A 14510-nucleotide genomic window follows, 5' to 3' on the forward strand; every position below is an offset into this window, starting at 1 on the left:
GCGCGCCAGGGCTTGCGACGCCCTCGCCTTCAGGGATCAACGGCTGCTGTCTGCGGCCGTGATCTGGGTGTTCTTGACCGGCTCCACGCCCAGCGAGGAGGTCGGGTCCATGATCACCATCGTTTCGGTGGAGCCGTCCGGCCACACCACCTGGAAGGTACTGCCGGCCGGCAGCGACGCGAACGGCATGCCGCTCTGCGCGCGGTACACCGCGGCTACCTGGCTGGCACCGGCACGACGCACGTCGGCGTCGGCTTTCACCGAGGTCAACTGCACCTTGGACAGGCTCCGGTATCGATCATCGTAGGTATCGATCATCACCAGACCCACTGCGCCAGCCGAGTAGGCGACAAACAACACCACCCAGAACCAGAACTTGGCGCCATGCAGGAATCGACGGTAGTTCATCGCCCTTTCCTCTGCTTGATCAGCTGTTCCACCAACGCTTTCATTTTCCCCGCACCTTGCCGCGAGACCGCGGCGTCATACACGAAAGTGGCAAAGTCCTGCCCACCGTCCTGCGAACAAATCCCTCCGTTCGCGCAGAAATTGTTCATCAACACACTGTCTGGCCCGCACGCCATGCCCAGCTCGCAGGCTGCCAGGCGCCAGGCCAGTTCGCTGAACTGGTCCCCGGCCACCAGGCCCTGCAGCGCCGCGTCGCCGCTGGCACGTTGACCCATGCCCGAGGACAGGGCCATGTAGGCTTCCGGGTCGCGCGAATCGAGCACCCGCTCGACCAGCCCGCGCCGATAGCCCGGCGAATCTTCCAGCGCCTTGCCTTCAGCGAACAGCGAGGCTTCGGCGGCGAGGTTGCCGGCCTTGGCCGCCTGCATGCGCTGGGCAAGAATCAGCTGGCGCCCGAGGTTGTCGCTGCTGACAAAGCCCGTGCAGCGGCGCGCCACGCGCTCGCGCGCCTGCACCATGCCGACCGACGCCTTCAGGCCCAGCCCGGACAGCACGGTGTTGTCCAGCTGGTAACCGCCCGGGTCCATCGCATACAGCGCGCAGTAGTCGTACACCCGGCTGACCATCCATGCCGCCTCGGCGTTGCCGTTGGCGGCCTGCAGCTGCAGGCGCTGGGCGTAGGCGTACAGATCGGTGTCGCCTTCGATGTCGGCGCGGATGTCCAGCGGCAGCCCGGAGGCGATCGCATTGCCACGCTCGTTGGCCAGCAGCCGGCGCGCCAGCTGCTGCGCCTCGGCCGGCACCTGGGAGGTGGCCGACCCGGTCGTGTCCATCATCTCCGCGCCGGGCCGCTCGGCGTGCAGCACCCGATCGCCCGCGCGATAGCCCACCACCCCGAGCAGCGCCAGGGCAGGCACAACCAGCAGCCAGGTTTTCAGGGTGGGAACAAGCGCCATGAACGTACGCCGGGACTGCCAGTGGCCGACAACGGAACGCCCAGTTTAGCAAGCGTATTCGCGGCTGTCTGAACCGGCATTCGGCCCCCATCTCAGCCGCCCGGGAGACGATGTCGTGATCGGCACGCCGGGACCGCCCGCGCGCAATGGTCTAGCATGCACGGTTTTCCGCAGGCCTCGTCCCCCATGCCCTTCCTGGAACTCACCCTCCGCTGCACCGAAACCACGCAGCCCCGCTATGAGAATGCGCTGGACGACGTCGGTGCGCTGGCGGTGACCCTGCTCGATGCCGACGCCGACACCAGCAACGAGCAGGCGATCCTGGAACCCGGCGTGGGCGAGACCCCGCTGTGGAACGACCTGGTGCTGACCGCCCTGTTCCCGGCCGACACCAATGCGCTGGCCCTGCTGGCCGCCCTGGATGCGTTCGACCCGGGCCTGGACTGGGGCAACGCCAGCTTCCGTGCGGTGCAGGACGAAGACTGGGAACGCGCCTGGCTGGACCAGTTCCAGCCGATGGCCTTCGGCGAGCGCACCTGGATCGTGCCGTGGAACCATGACCTGCCCGAGGCCGCGCAGGCCGACGACGCCGCCGTGGTCCGGCTCGACCCGGGCCTGGCCTTCGGCTCGGGCACCCACCCGACCACCGCGCTGTGCCTGCGCTGGCTCGACGGCCTGGCCACCGAGGGCGCGCTGGACGGCCAGACCGTGCTCGACTTCGGCTGCGGCTCGGGCATCCTGGCGCTGGCCGCGCTGAAGCTCGGCGCCGCCCGCGCCGTGGGCGTGGACAACGACCCGCAGGCGGTGATCGCCACCGGCGACAACGCCGAGCGCAACGGCCTGCAGGACCGCATCGCGGTGTACCTGCCGGCCGACGAACCGCAGGCCACCTATCCGGTGGTGGTGGCCAACATCCTGGCCTCGGCGCTGGACGCGCTGGCCGAGGTGCTCGCCGCGCGCGTCGCGCCCGGTGGCCGCATTGCGCTGTCGGGCATCCTGCACGGCCAGGAAGGCGAACTGCTGGAACGCTACGCGCCGTGGTTCGAGGCGCTGGACGTGGCCCAGGACGACGACTGGATGCGCATCACCGGCACCCGCCGTGCTTGAATAAGGCGTCCTTCGCCCGGTCCCGCGCCCATGTCCGAGCCCACGCAGCCTCCGCGACGTCCGCTTGCCACCTTCCTGCGCCCTGCGCAGGAGGCAGCGGCCGTCGACGCGGGCGACATCCCGGTGCCGGGCGATGCACGCCCGGATGACACCGCCGAGGCCCGCATCGACGACACGCACGAACGGCCATCGCCGGGCGATGCGGTAGCGCCAGCGCACGCCGCCTGGGACGACGCGCCGGCGCCGGCCGTGTCGCCGGAATCCAACCCCGATGCGGCGATCGATGCCGCACCGGCCGCCGACGATCCGGCGCCTTCCATCAGCGCCGATGACGCTCCGGCGGCCACCGCACCGAGTTTCCTGCAGGCGCCGCGTGCGCGGCTGCGCACCCCGCGCTGGCAATGGGGACTGGTCGCCGGCCTGGGCCTCCTGTTGTTGCTGCAGATCGCGGTGGCCGACCGCGCGCGGTTGGCCGCCGATGCCGGCACCCGCCCGTGGATCGCCGGGCTGTGCAGCGTGCTGCGCTGTACGTTGCCGGCGTGGCGCGAACCGGCAGCGTTCAGCATGATCAGCCGCGATGTACGGCCCGTACCGGGCCAGCCCGGTGCGTTGCAGGTGCAGGCCAGCTTCCGCAACGATGCGCGTTGGGCACAGGCATGGCCCGCGCTGCGGCTGTCGTTGTCCGATGCCGATGGCCGCCTGATCGGCACCGGCGAGTTCGCGCCGGCCGACTACCTGGGCCACGCCAGCGCCAGCGGCAACACGCTGGAACCGGGACAGAGCGCGCGCATCGCCTTCCGCGTCCGCGAGCCGGCGGCGTCGACCGTCGCATTCACCTTCGAGTTCCTGTGACCCTGCCGTTCGTCCGGTTCGGCGTGGCAGCCTGCCGACGCACACGGTAGACTGGCCCCATCATCATTCCGCCGAGGGCTGTTGTCCGCCCCGGCTCCTGCATCGGGATCCTCCTTGAACGCTGTCCTTCCTCGTCCTGACACCAGTCGTGGCGCTCCCAAGCCACCGCTGCGCGAACATGTAGCCCAGTCGGTGAGGCGGTACCTGCGGGACCTGGATGGCTGCGACGCCGACGATGTCTACGAGATCGTCCTGCGTGAAATGGAGATCCCGCTGTTCGTGGAGGTGCTCAACCACTGCGAAGGCAACCAGAGCCGCGCCGCGGCGATGCTGGGCATCCATCGCGCCACGCTGCGCAAGAAGCTCAAGGAATACGGCATCACCACCTGAGCGGGTGTGCCCCTGCCGGTACACCGATCAACCGCTCCAGAAATACCGCACCAGGTGGAAGAACACCGGCGCGGCGAAGCACACCGAATCCAGCCGGTCGAGCATGCCGCCGTGGCCCTCGATCATGTGGCCCCAGTCCTTGATGCCGCGGTCGCGTTTGATCGCCGACATCACCAGGCCGCCCCAGAAGCCCATCAGGTTGACCACCAGCGACATGCCGAACGCCTGCCACGGCGTGAACGGGGTGAGCCAGCACAGTGCCGCGCCCAGCGCGCTGGCCGACAGCACCCCGCCGATGAACCCCTCCACGGTCTTGGACGGCGACAGCTTCGGCGCGATCAACCGCCGCCCGATCAGCTTGCCCCACACGTACTGGAGCACGTCCGAGGACTGCACCACGATCACCAGGAAGGCGAACAGCAGCAGGTTGCGTGCCGGTTCCACGCCGGCCAGGCGAAGGTTCAGCAGCGCCGGCACGTGGGAGATGCAGAACACGCAGATCATCAGCCCCCACTGCACCTTGGACGTGCGCTCCAGGTAATCGGTGGTGTCACCGCCGATGGTGGCCAGGATCGGCAGGAACAGGAACGCGTAGACCGGGATCAGCAGCGTGTACAGGCCGTACCAGTCGGTCCACACCAGCCAGTACTGCCAAGGCAGCACGATGTAGAACGCCGCGAGCAGCGCGTAGTAATCGCCGGCCCGGGTCGGTGTGAGGGTGATGAACTCGCGCAGCGCGAACAGCGACACCACCGCGAACAGCACCACCACGCCGGTACGCCCGAAGAAGAACGCCAGCGCCACCACGGCGGCCATCACCCACCAGGCGCGGATGCGCGAGACCAGGTTGGCCAGCACCGGGCTGGGTGCATGCCGCGCGCGCCAGCGCAGGGTCTCGGCGATCACCGTGGCCACCACCAGCACCGCCGCGATACCGGCAAACAGCAGCCGGGTCTGCGCGTGCGTGGACAGCTGGGCCACGTCGGTGGACAGCACCTGGAACACCGTCATGCGCGGCTCCTGCGCGGCTGCGGGTCCAACGCCAGCAGCGACACCCGGGCCCGCTCCAGGAAGCGGTCCTTGTCTTCGTCGGCCTTCAGCCGCAACGGTTCACCGAAGGTGGTGGTGCACAGCAGCGGCAACGGCAGCCAGCGGCCCTTGGGCATCACCCGCTTGAGGTTGTCGATCCACACCGGCACGAACTCCAGCTCCGGGCGTTGCCGTGCCAGGTGGTAGATGCCGCTCTTGAACGGCAGCACGCCCTCCTCGGTGTTGCGGGTGCCCTCGGGGAACAGGATCAGCGAGTTGCCCTCGTCCACCGCCTGGCACAGACAGGCGATGGGGTCGTGCTCGCGCTTGGCCGCATCGCGCTCGATCAGCACGCCGTTGAACACCGCATGGATCAGGTAGCGGCGCAGGGCGTCGCGCTGCCAGTAGTCGGCCGCGGCCACCGGCCGCACCTGGCGGCGCAGCGTGATCGGCAGCGCCGACCAGATCAGCACGAAGTCGCCGTGGCTGGCGTGGTTGCCGTAGTACACGCGGTGGTCGCTGGACGGCGCACAGCCCTGCCACAGTGCGCGCGCGCCGGTCAGCGCGCGGATCGCGCCACTGCAGCTGCGTGCGATCAGGTCAGCGATCACCACGGCACCGACCGGCACAGGTGCGCCGCCAGCAGCAGCAGGGCCTGCGCCCCCAGTGCGAGCAGTTGCCAGCGCATCAGCCGGCGCATGCCCTGCCACCGCGCCTGCCAGCCACGGCTGGTCGCCTGCGCGTCACGCAGGCCCAGCTTCTGCAGCACATCGTCGATCACGCCGGGGGCGGCGTCCGGATGGCACGCCTGCATGGCCTCCAGCAGCGCCGCATCGAAGCCGACGCGGGCGGCGTAGTACGCCTGCACGCCGGCGGCCAGCAGCGAGGCCAGCGCCAGCGTCAGCGCCACCAGGCCAGGGGCCGACGACAGGCTTGCCAGCAGCAGCGCGGCGGCCGCCAGCAGGGTGGATATCACGGCCGCCAGGCGTGCCTGGCGCAGGACGGCGGTCATCACCCGCAGTTGGAACAGCATGCTCATGCACTCACCTGTGTCTGTCCATTGGCCGCGGCGCCCTCGCGCACGGCCTGTTCAATCGCCCGGCGGTGGCGTGCGTGCAGCACGATCCGTGGGCAGTCCTGTGCCAGCAGGGTGATGGCGGCATCGGCGCTGGCGGTATGGCCGCTGCGGCACAGCCACGTGGCCACCGCAGCGGCGCTGCGCGAATAGCCCAGTGCACAGCACACCAGCACCTCGCCACGGCGACGGCCATGCGCGATGGCATCGGCGGCCTGGCGCAGCGCGGCCGGCGATGGCGTGGCCAGATCGAGCATCGGCACGCTGCGGTAGTGCCGCACCTGCGTGCGGAACGGCAGCTCGGCGCACACATCCACCACGGTCGCCACGGTGAGCGTGACGTCCGCGTCCGGCAGCCGGCCCAGCCATACACCGTCGATCACCAGCTGCGGCTGCGGCGCGCGTCGTGTCCACCAGCGCGCATTGAGCCAGGCAGCGCCCAGGTACGGCGCCAGCAGCCAGGTCGCGGCCATGCTCAGCCGCCCGTCCTCCTGCTTCTGGAAAACGGCGGTCCCCAGGCCGGCGTACGCCAGCGCCACCAGCAGCAGCGACAGGGCCGGCCAGGCCAGCCACAACGCCCAGCCGCCAACGGCCCACGCCAGGGCCGCACAGCCTGCACTACCGGCCAGGTAGAGCGCGGCCAGCCGCCAGCGCGTGGCCTCGTGCGCCCACTGCCAGTGCCGCAGCGGCGACGGTCCCTGCAGCGGCCACAGCCACACGCACAGCCAACCGACCGCCACGCCGGTCGGCACGTCGATGAAGTGATGCTGCCAGGTGGTCAGCACCGACAGCCCGATCAAGGCGAACCAGAGATGCAGCGCGGTCCGCCACAGGCCGTGCAGGTGCTGCTGGAAGCGCACCCACAGCACCACCAGCAGCACGATGTGCAGCGACGGCGCCTGGTTGAAGGGCTTGTCGAAGCCCAGCAGCACATCGAACAGCCAGCCAAACACGCCGCCGGTTTCCGGCCGCTCCAGGTTGAAGCGCAGTGGCCACAGCAGGAAGCACGCCACCGACAGCAGCTGCGCGGTCAGCAGCCGGCGCGCGTGCGCGTCCAGCTCGGCGCGCTGCGTGCAGACAAAGAACGACGCCACGTAGAACAGGTCGATGGACCAGTACGGCACGATGGTCCAGGCCTGGAACGGAATGCGCGCCTCCCAGTCGAACACGATCGAGGGCACGAACGGCAGACGCGCCGCCATCGCATTGGCGAAGCCGTAGCTGAGGAAGAAGAACGGCCCCAGCAGGGCCAGCCACAGCAGCGCGCGCCGCCAGGGACGCACGCCCTCAGTCATGGCCCACCCGGCGCGCCAGCGACACGGTGAAGATGCCGAAGCGGTCGATACGCTGGGTCACCTTCTCGAACCCGGCCAGACGCACCAGTTCGTCCATCTCCTGCTGGGTACGGCGGCGCATCACCCATGCCGCGCCCGCACGGTGGCTGGTCAGCGCGCGGGCGATGAATTCCAGCTGCGGGTGCCACGGCTGGCCGGTGTAGACCAGGTAGCCGCCCTCACGCATGGCGGCAGCGATACCCTGGAGCGAGCGCGCCACCGCATCGTTGTCGGCGAACAGTTCGTACAGGCCCGACACGATCGACAGCGTCGGCGTGTCCGGCAGCGCCGCCAGCGCCTCGGCATCGAAGGCATCGCCCTGCTCGAAGCGGGCGATGTCGGCCGCGCCGAACGCCTCGATCAGCGCGCGGCCTTCCACCACGTTGCGTTCACTGAAATCGCGCAGCAGGATCGCATCGGCACGCTGTTCGCCTTGGGCCAGCGCATCCAGATCGTAGCGCCCGTGGCCGGCGGCCACATCGAGCACGCGCACCGCCTTCCCCTCGCCGCGCAGGCGCAGCGCCGCCAGCTGCAGCAGCTCGCGCACGTGGGTGCGGCGCACCCGGATGCCGCGCCAGCCGATGGCGTCGAGGTAGTTGCGATCCACAAACCGGCCCAGCGGGCCGCGCCCGCGCGCCTGGTCGCGGTAGATGTAGTCCAGGGTACTGCCCGAATCGAAACCGGTCTCCAGCCCCAGCGCGATGCCCTCGGACAGGCGGCCGCCCACGCGCAGGCCGGCGCGGGTGAAGCGCCAGTACAGATCCTTCAGGCTGTTGCGCTGCGGGGGCCAGGCCAGCACCTCGGCCTCGTCGAAGGTGGGGCCGTGGCGATGCGCGTTGCGCAGGCTCGGCCGCACCAGCGGCGCGGCGAAGCGCTCGCCGATGAAGCGGCGGATGGCGGCCACGGCCGGGGCGCGGTCGCGCTCGCCGAGGGTGTCATGGAAGAAACCGGGCAGCAGGTGGCGTTCCTTGACCGGTGAACTCAGGCGCTCGTAGAAGCGGTCCTGCGGCGCACGGTGCACCACGAAGTCCGCGCCGGAAACCAGCAGCTGGGTCGGCACGGTGATCGCCTGCGCATCGCCGACCACACGATCGGCGGCGTCGTACAGCCCCAGCAGTACGCGCACCGAGATCGGCCGGGTGATCAGCGGGTCGGTGCGGTAGCTAGCCACCCGCTCCGGGTCGTGGGTGAGCCACTGCGGCTTGACGTAGCTGTTGACGAAGAAGTTGCCGCGCAGTTTCTGCATCAGCGCCAGGCCAGGGCGCGCGAACGGCACGTACAGCTTCACCTTGAACGCCGGCGAAGCGAGCACCAGCGCGCGCAGCGGCGGCGCGTAGTCGTGCACCCAGGTCGCGGCGACCACCGCGCCCACGCTCTGGGCGATGATCGCGATGTCTTCCACGGCAATGCCGTGGTGCTCGCGCAGGTGCGCGATGAAGCTATCCAGATCGCGCACCAGCGCGTCGAAGCCGGGCGCATCGCCGCGCACGCCGGGCGATTGGCCGTTGCCGCGGGCATCCCAGGCGAACACCTCCATCCCGGGCAGGTCCAGCTCATCGACCAGATGCGCGACACGGCCGGAATGCTCGTGCCCGCGATGCAGCAGCACCAGCGCGCGCCGGGGCGAGGTCGCGGTCGGGTCGGTGGCAGGCCAATGCCGGTAGAACAGCGGCTGTGCGTCGAAACTGTGGAACTGCAGGTGTTGCTGTGCGCGCATGCATCACTCCGTTGTGCATCCGGCGGAATCCGCCGTTGATCGACTGCCGGCTGGGTCAGCCGGCCTCCGCCAATCCTGTCCTTACCCGGCGCACCGTGGTCCAGGCGCACAAGGCGGCCGCAGCCCACGCGATCCAGGTCACCCCTGGCGCCGCAATCCAGCCCAGGGCCAACAGCGCCCCGGTCACGCCCACGACGAAGGCGCGATCGCTTTTGCCCATCGGCCCGTCGTAGCGGCGGCTTGCCCCCACCATCAGGCCGAGGACGCCAGCGTACTCGCAAACCGCCGCCAGCCACGCCAATGTCCACAGCGCAGCGGCGGCCACGCCCGGCAGGCTCAGCAGCGACAGGTACAGCGCCGCGTCGGCGATGACGTCGCAGAGTTCATTGAGATAGGCACCCAGCCGCGACTGCTGCCCGAACTCGCGGGCAAGCATGCCGTCCACGGCATTGAGCGCCATGCGCAGCAGCATCCACACCGGCAGCGCCAGGTACCACAGCGGCTGCGCCGGGCCCCACACGTACACCGCAGCGGCCACCGCCAGCGAGACCAGCGCGGCCGCCAGCGTGACCGCGTTGGCGGTGACCCCGGCGCGGTACAGGCCAGCAACGGCGGGCCGCAGCAGCGCCTGGAAGCGTCCCTTCAATGCATAGATCGACACGATTCCCTGTCCTGCAGTTCATGGCGGATGCCGGGGAGCCTACAATATGCACCCGCTCCGCTTCGATCTCCTGCCCCCATGAGTTCCGATCTGCTGCCCGTGCGCCGGGCCCTGCTGTCCGTTTCCGACAAAACCGGTCTGATCGACCTGGCCCGCGCCCTCGCCGCCCGCAACGTCGAGCTGCTGTCCACCGGCGGCACCGCCAAGGCGATCCGCGACGCCGGCCTGGCCGTCAAGGACGTGGCCGATGTCACCGGCTTCCCGGAAATGATGGACGGCCGGGTCAAGACCCTGCATCCGCTGGTCCACGGTGGCCTGCTCGGCCGCGCCGGGCTGGACGAGGCGGTGATGGCCGAACACGGCATCGGCGCGATCGACCTGCTGGTACTGAACCTGTATCCGTTCGAGTCGGTCACCGCCAAGGCCGGCTGCACGCTCGACGATGCGGTGGAGAACATCGACATCGGCGGCCCGGCGATGCTGCGCTCGGCGGCCAAGAACTTCGCCCGCGTCGCGGTGGCCACCGCCCCGTCGCAGTACGCCGAGCTGCTTGCCGAGCTGGACGCCAACGATGGCCAGCTGTCGGCCGCCAAGCGCTTCGCCTTCTCCGTGGCCGCGTTCAACCGCGTGGCCCAGTACGACGCGGCGATCAGCAACTACCTGTCCGCCGTGGCCAGCACCGAGGCGGCCGTGCCGGTGCGCACCGAGTTCCCGGCGCAGATGAACAGCAGTTTCGTGAAGGTGATGGACCTGCGCTACGGCGAAAATCCGCACCAGAGCGGCGCGTTCTACCGCGACCTGCACCCGGTGCCGGGCACGCTGGCGACCTTCCAGCAGCTGCAGGGCAAGGAGCTGAGCTACAACAACCTGGCCGATGCCGATGCCGCGTGGGAATGCGTGCGTCAGTTCGACGCGCCGGCCTGCGTGATCGTCAAGCATGCCAATCCGTGCGGCGTGGCCGTGGGCGCCGGCAACGGCGATGCCTACGAGCTGGCCTACGCAACCGATCCGACCAGCGCGTTCGGCGGCATCATCGCCTTCAACCGCCCGCTCGACGCCGCCACCGCCAAGGTGATCCTGGACCGCCAGTTCGTCGAAGTGCTGATCGCTCCGGACTACGAGCCGGCCGCGCTCGAGTACGCGCAGAAGAAGGCCAACGTGCGCGTGCTGCGCATTCCGCACGGCGACGGCCGCAACAACTACGACACCAAGTGCATCGGCTCGGGCCTGCTGGTGCAGAGCGCCGACAACCGCGGCATGACGCGCGATGAACTGACCGTGGTCAGCACGCTGGCGCCCACCGACAAGCAGTTCGCCGACCTGCTGTTTGCGTGGAAGGTGGCCAAGTTCGTCAAGTCCAACGCCATCGTCTACGCCAAGGACAACCGCACCATCGGTGTTGGCGCCGGCCAGATGAGCCGGGTCTACTCGGCACGCATCGCCGGCATCAAGGCGGCCGACGCGAACCTGGTGGTGGAAGGATCGGTGATGGCCTCCGACGCCTTCTTCCCGTTCCGCGACGGCATCGATGCCGCGGCGGCCGCCGGTATCAAGGCGGTGATCCAGCCGGGTGGCTCGATGCGCGACAACGAAGTGATCGCCGCGGCCAACGAGCATGGTCTGGCGATGGTGTTCACCGGCGTGCGCCACTTCCGCCACTGACGCCGCGATGACCACGACAGGGAATGTCGACCGCCGCGCCTGCCGCTATTGGCTGGGCGCGGCACTGACGGTACTGCTGGCCGGGTGTGGCGATGCGCCCCCGGCCGATCCGGGCAAACCGGCGCGTCGGCTCGACAGCCACGCACCGGCCACACCGGCGCCAGCCGCGCCGGTCAACGACGATCAACGCCTGCTGGCCTTCCTGCACGACCGCTACGGCGCCAAGGCCACGCTGGACACGGCGTGGAAGGACCAGTGGGACGACCCGGACCAGGAGGCCACACGCCCGGTGGAGCGCCGCCTGTGCGCCCGGCAGACGGTGGCGGTGACCGGGCAGGCGCATCAGCTGGTAGCGGTCTGCCAGACCATTGAAGACGTCGCCAGCGTCGAACCGGGCCGTATCGACCTGTACGTGCTGCGCGACGGCGAGGCGGTAGCCGAGCACCTGCTGATGTACTCGGGGATGCGCGGCATGCCCGGCACGGTGGCGATCGACACGCTGGGGCCCGAGCGGCCGGCGTTCCGCATCACCGACGGCTGGTACGGGCAGGGCTATTCGCTGGTGTCGCGCACCTACGTCGCCCTGCACGACAACCGCCTCACCCCGGTCGCCAGCTTCCGCGACCACATCGACAACGACAGCGCGTACGACTGCGACGAGGACCCGTCCGCCTGCGCGAACCGGCTGTTCAACATCGATTTCAGCGTGACGGCGGACATGCAGGCACTGCAGGACGGCTACGCCGCGCTGGATGTCCGTGGCCAGGGGCCGGAATGCGCCGGCCCCACCGACGAGCACTACCGCCTGGTGTACGACCCGGCCAAAGGCGCCTACCCGATCCCGGACGCGCTGCTGCGCGAACAATGCCGCGAGTAGGTACTACGCTGCAGGGCAGCGCCCTTCCCTTCTGACGTCCCCATGACCATGACAACCACCCGCATCCACCGCACCGCTCTCCCCGCCTGCATTGCGCTGGCGGTGGCCCTGCTGGCCGGGTGCGGCAAGGACGGCCCGGCGGCGCAGGAAGCGGCGAAGCGCCAGCTGGATACCACCGCCCCGATCGTGGAAACGGTGCTGGCCAGCGGCGATGCCGACGCGCGCCTGCTGACCTTCCTGCACCAGCGCTATGGCGCCAAGGCGCAACTGGACGGCGCCTGGAAGGACCGCTGGGAAGACACCGAGGTGGTGGCGATGCGGCCGGTGGAGCGCGCGGTCTGCGCCCGCCAGCGCGTGACGGTCGATGACCAGGCCCACACCCTGCTGGCCATCTGCCAGACCATCGAGGATGCCGCGAGTGTTGAACCGGGCCGGGTCGACCTGTTCGTGCTGCGCGACGGCGAGCGTGGCGGCGCCACCGACAGCCAGCCGTGGCCGCTGCTGGTGGTGGACCAGCGCCTGCTGGTCAACGCCGGCGGCGATGGCGCCCCCGGTACGGTGCAGGTGGAAACGCTGGGGCCGCAGCGCCCCGCCTTCCACCTCACCCAGCGCTGGAACGGCCGCGGCGGTACGCTGGTCGACCGCAGCTACATCGCCCTGCACAACAACCGCCTGCGCGATGTGGCCCGCTACCGCGACCATCTCGACAACCTGGCCCGCTATGACTGCGACAGCGATCCGGACGACTGCGAGGGCGCCGTCTTCAATATCGACTTCAGCACGACGGTGGAGCAGCAGGAGCCCGTGGACGGCTACTGGCCGATCACCGTGCGTGGCCGCGGCCAGGACTGCGCCGGGGCGGCGCATGAGTTCCACCAGCTGATGTTCGACCCGGCAACGCGGGCCTACCAGGTGCCCGAGGCGCTGCAGCGGGACGACTGCGGCGGCAGCTGACCGGCGCGTGGCCCGGCGACCGTGCCATGCACCCGGCACCGGCACCGCGTAAAATCGCCGGTCTGCCCCCCTTACGCGAGAAGTGCATTGAAGATCCTGGTCATCGGCGCTGGCGGCCGTGAACACGCCCTGGCCTGGAAGCTGGCCCAGTCGACGAAGGTGAGCGAGGTGCTGGTCGCGCCCGGCAATGCCGGTACCGCCACCGAAACCAAGTGCCGCAACGTGCCGGTCAAGGTCACCGACCTGGACGGCCTGCTCGCGCTGGTGGCCGCCGAGGGCGTGGCGCTGACCGTGGTCGGCCCGGAAGTACCGCTGGTGGCCGGCGTGGTCGACCGCTTCCGCGCGGCCGGTCACCGCATCTTCGGGCCCACCGCCGCCGCCGCGCAGCTGGAAGGCAGCAAGGCGTACGCCAAGGACTTCCTGGCCCGCCACGGCATTCCGACCGCGTTCTATGCGGTGCACACCGAGGTGGAGCCGGCCCTGGCCTACCTGCGCCAGAAGGGCGCGCCGATCGTGGTCAAGGCCGACGGCCTGGCCGCCGGCAAGGGCGTGATCGTGGCGATGACCCTGGCCGAGGCCGAAGACGCGGTGCGCGACATGCTCTCGGGCAACGCCTTCGGCGATGCCGGCGCCCGCGTGGTGATCGAGGAGTTCCTCGACGGCGAGGAAGCCAGTTTCATCTCGATGGTGGACGGCCGCACCGCGTTGCCGATGGCCACCTCGCAGGACCACAAGCGCGTGGGCGACGGCGATACCGGCCCGAACACCGGCGGCATGGGCGCCTATTCGCCCGCACCGGTAGTCACCGACGAGGTGCATGCGCGGGTGATGCGCGAGGTGGTCAACCCGACCGTGCAGGGCATGATCGCCGACGGGATTCCGTTCACCGGTTTCCTCTACGCGGGGCTGATGATCGATGCCAGCGGCGCGCCGAAGGTGATCGAATTCAACGTGCGCTTCGGCGATCCGGAAACGCAGCCGGTAATGCTGCGTCTGCAGTCGGACCTGGTGGATCTGGTCGAGGCGGCCATCGATGCGCGCCTGGACGCGGTGCAGGCCGAGTGGGACCCGCGCCCGTCGCTGGGCGTGGTGATGGCGGCAGCGCCCTACCCCGAATCACCGATCACCGGCGATGTGATCCACGGGCTGGACCAGGTGCCGGCGACGGCCAAGGTGTTCCATGCCGGCACGACGCTGGACGCGCAGGGCCAGGTGCTCAGCGCCGGCGGCCGTGTGCTGTGCGTGGCCGCGCTGGGTGACAGCGTGGGCGACGCACAGACCAACGCCTATGCAGGCGTGGCGGCGGTGACGTGGGCCAACGAGTTCCACCGCAACGACATCGGCTGGCGGGCAGTGGCGCGCGAGCGCGGTTGAGGCGTTGGGGGCTTGGCGCTTAGCGCTTGGCGCCTTGATGTTGGCGCGCGGTCCGGGGTGGGTATGCCTGCCCAGGACACGCCGTGAACCCATCCCTGGGGGCTCGTCCACAAC

General features: G+C 69.8%; 15 protein-coding genes. 7 read left to right on the forward strand and 8 right to left on the reverse strand.

The features are described 5' to 3' along the window. Positions 1-36 precede the first annotated feature (36 nt). Positions 37-408, reverse strand: coding sequence for a hypothetical protein (locus ACO6VK_RS18590; RefSeq protein ID WP_411852362.1), 372 nt, complete (start codon positions 406-408; stop codon positions 37-39). Next, positions 405-1364, reverse strand: a complete 960-nt coding sequence (locus ACO6VK_RS18595; RefSeq protein WP_422509714.1) for a hypothetical protein — start codon at positions 1362-1364, stop codon at positions 405-407. Before ACO6VK_RS18595 ends, ACO6VK_RS18590 begins: the two co-directional genes overlap by 4 nt. Before the next feature lie 186 nt (positions 1365-1550). Here ACO6VK_RS18595 and prmA point away from each other — a divergent pair, with 186 nt between their 5' ends. The 3 genes from prmA to fis all read left to right on the forward strand — a co-directional run bounded on the left by prmA (position 1551) and on the right by fis (position 3713). Further along, positions 1551-2471, forward strand: a complete 921-nt coding sequence (gene prmA / locus ACO6VK_RS18600) for a 50S ribosomal protein L11 methyltransferase (protein WP_422509716.1) — start codon at positions 1551-1553, stop codon at positions 2469-2471. Positions 2472-2501: 30 nt separating this feature from the next. Beyond that, positions 2502-3323 carry a DUF3426 domain-containing protein gene (locus ACO6VK_RS18605; RefSeq protein ID WP_422509718.1) on the forward strand — a complete coding sequence of 274 codons (822 nt, stop codon included), beginning with the start codon at positions 2502-2504 and terminating at the stop codon, positions 3321-3323. Between the two features lie 114 nt (positions 3324-3437). Next, positions 3438-3713 (forward strand): DNA-binding transcriptional regulator Fis, encoded by a 276-nt coding sequence (gene fis, locus ACO6VK_RS18610; protein WP_026071038.1) that lies wholly within the window; start codon positions 3438-3440, stop codon positions 3711-3713. 27 nt (positions 3714-3740) lie between these two features. Here the strand turns inward: fis and ACO6VK_RS18615 are convergent, their stop codons facing one another. Genes ACO6VK_RS18615 through ACO6VK_RS18640 form a run of 6 tightly spaced genes read right to left on the reverse strand, consistent with a single transcriptional unit; the run spans position 3741 to position 9532 of the window. After that, positions 3741-4724, reverse strand: coding sequence for a phosphatidate cytidylyltransferase (locus ACO6VK_RS18615; protein ID WP_017357620.1), 984 nt, complete (start codon positions 4722-4724; stop codon positions 3741-3743). Continuing rightward, positions 4721-5353 (reverse strand): lysophospholipid acyltransferase family protein, encoded by a 633-nt coding sequence (locus tag ACO6VK_RS18620; protein WP_422509721.1) that lies wholly within the window; start codon positions 5351-5353, stop codon positions 4721-4723. The genes ACO6VK_RS18615 and ACO6VK_RS18620 overlap by 4 nt, the downstream gene beginning before the upstream one ends. Continuing rightward, the gene (locus ACO6VK_RS18625; RefSeq protein ID WP_422509723.1) at positions 5350-5781 is read right to left on the reverse strand and encodes a hypothetical protein; all 432 of its coding nucleotides are present in this window, start codon (positions 5779-5781) and stop codon (positions 5350-5352) included. The genes ACO6VK_RS18620 and ACO6VK_RS18625 overlap by 4 nt, the downstream gene beginning before the upstream one ends. Further along, a complete protein-coding gene (locus ACO6VK_RS18630) occupies positions 5778-7112 on the reverse strand; it encodes a phosphatase PAP2/dual specificity phosphatase family protein (protein ID WP_422509725.1) in 1335 nt (444 codons plus the stop codon). The genes ACO6VK_RS18625 and ACO6VK_RS18630 overlap by 4 nt, the downstream gene beginning before the upstream one ends. Then, on the reverse strand, positions 7105-8868 hold the full coding sequence (locus tag ACO6VK_RS18635) for a bifunctional alpha/beta hydrolase/class I SAM-dependent methyltransferase (RefSeq protein WP_422509727.1): 1764 nt from the start codon (positions 8866-8868) through the stop codon (positions 7105-7107). Before ACO6VK_RS18635 ends, ACO6VK_RS18630 begins: the two co-directional genes overlap by 8 nt. 55 nt (positions 8869-8923) lie before the next feature. After that, positions 8924-9532 carry a CDP-alcohol phosphatidyltransferase family protein gene (locus ACO6VK_RS18640; RefSeq protein WP_422509741.1) on the reverse strand — a complete coding sequence of 203 codons (609 nt, stop codon included), beginning with the start codon at positions 9530-9532 and terminating at the stop codon, positions 8924-8926. A gap of 75 nt (positions 9533-9607) precedes the next feature. On the opposite strand from ACO6VK_RS18640, the gene purH reads away from it, so the two are divergent. The 4 genes from purH (at position 9608) to purD (ending at position 14396) form a co-directional block, all read left to right on the forward strand. Then, complete coding sequence (gene purH / locus ACO6VK_RS18645; protein ID WP_422509729.1) at positions 9608-11191, forward strand: bifunctional phosphoribosylaminoimidazolecarboxamide formyltransferase/IMP cyclohydrolase; 1584 nt, start codon at positions 9608-9610, stop codon at positions 11189-11191. Between the two features lie 7 nt (positions 11192-11198). Then, positions 11199-12068 (forward strand): hypothetical protein, encoded by an 870-nt coding sequence (locus ACO6VK_RS18650; protein WP_422509731.1) that lies wholly within the window; start codon positions 11199-11201, stop codon positions 12066-12068. A gap of 42 nt (positions 12069-12110) precedes the next feature. Further along, positions 12111-13022: a hypothetical protein gene (locus ACO6VK_RS18655; RefSeq protein WP_422509733.1), complete on the forward strand. Its 912-nt coding sequence runs from the start codon at positions 12111-12113 to the stop codon at positions 13020-13022. A gap of 87 nt (positions 13023-13109) precedes the next feature. Then, positions 13110-14396: a phosphoribosylamine--glycine ligase gene (purD, locus tag ACO6VK_RS18660; protein ID WP_422509735.1), complete on the forward strand. Its 1287-nt coding sequence runs from the start codon at positions 13110-13112 to the stop codon at positions 14394-14396. Positions 14397-14510 lie beyond the last annotated feature (114 nt).

This window comes from Stenotrophomonas sp. GZD-301 (assembly GCF_049310345.1).
GTDB lineage: Bacteria > Pseudomonadota > Gammaproteobacteria > Xanthomonadales > Xanthomonadaceae > Stenotrophomonas.

What these genes read in the sequence shown, in the direction of transcription:
- ACO6VK_RS18590 (WP_411852362.1), bottom strand. Translation starts at nt 408, where the DNA reads ATGAACTACCGTCGATTCCTGCATGGCGCCAAGTTCTGGTTCTGGGTG.
- ACO6VK_RS18595 (WP_422509714.1), bottom strand. Translation starts at nt 1,364, where the DNA reads ATGGCGCTTGTTCCCACCCTGAAAACCTGGCTGCTGGTTGTGCCTGCC.
- prmA (WP_422509716.1), top strand. Translation starts at nt 1,551, where the DNA reads ATGCCCTTCCTGGAACTCACCCTCCGCTGCACCGAAACCACGCAGCCC.
- ACO6VK_RS18605 (WP_422509718.1), top strand. Translation starts at nt 2,502, where the DNA reads ATGTCCGAGCCCACGCAGCCTCCGCGACGTCCGCTTGCCACCTTCCTG.
- ACO6VK_RS18615 (WP_017357620.1), bottom strand. Translation starts at nt 4,724, where the DNA reads ATGACGGTGTTCCAGGTGCTGTCCACCGACGTGGCCCAGCTGTCCACG.
- ACO6VK_RS18625 (WP_422509723.1), bottom strand. Translation starts at nt 5,781, where the DNA reads ATGAGCATGCTGTTCCAACTGCGGGTGATGACCGCCGTCCTGCGCCAG.
- ACO6VK_RS18630 (WP_422509725.1), bottom strand. Translation starts at nt 7,112, where the DNA reads ATGACTGAGGGCGTGCGTCCCTGGCGGCGCGCGCTGCTGTGGCTGGCC.
- ACO6VK_RS18635 (WP_422509727.1), bottom strand. Translation starts at nt 8,868, where the DNA reads ATGCGCGCACAGCAACACCTGCAGTTCCACAGTTTCGACGCACAGCCG.
- purH (WP_422509729.1), top strand. Translation starts at nt 9,608, where the DNA reads ATGAGTTCCGATCTGCTGCCCGTGCGCCGGGCCCTGCTGTCCGTTTCC.
- ACO6VK_RS18650 (WP_422509731.1), top strand. Translation starts at nt 11,199, where the DNA reads ATGACCACGACAGGGAATGTCGACCGCCGCGCCTGCCGCTATTGGCTG.
- ACO6VK_RS18655 (WP_422509733.1), top strand. Translation starts at nt 12,111, where the DNA reads ATGACCATGACAACCACCCGCATCCACCGCACCGCTCTCCCCGCCTGC.